The sequence below is a fragment of the Arthrobacter sp. Y3225116 genome, assembly GCF_059091245.1.
Map to the genome: position 1 here is coordinate 1 of NZ_JBNHGL010000602.1, position 328 is coordinate 328.

1 protein-coding gene is annotated in these 328 nt (G+C 74.4%); it reads right to left on the reverse strand.

Annotated elements, in window-relative coordinates:
• A partial coding sequence (locus tag AC5RV2_RS19160) for a hypothetical protein (RefSeq protein WP_494093640.1) occupies window positions 1-210 on the reverse strand: 210 nt, incomplete at its 3' end.
• Between the last annotated feature and the right edge of the window lie 118 nt (window positions 211-328).

A 328-nucleotide genomic window follows, 5' to 3' on the forward strand; every position in this document is an offset into this window, starting at 1 on the left:
CTCGGCGCCGTGGCCGTTCGTCACGGCGCTCAAATCCGGGAGCCGGCTGGGCCGGCGCATGGGCAGCGGGTTGGCGCCGTCCCGAAACCGGCCGTTGACCGCGGGGACCGGAGGCGCGGGGGCGCGCTCCGGTTCAGCGCCAGGGGCTTCTCCCGGCGCTGTCCGTGCCCTGCGTTCGTCTCCGCCGGATTTCACGTCTTCGACTGCCACGTCCGTCGCCTCTTTCTGTACCGCTGGCCTCTCTGCCTATGAGACTACCGCCGGCCGGCGGCGCTTCACGGTTGCCACCCCGGGGCGGCCCGCCCGGCCGTCGCCTGCCGGCCCAGTC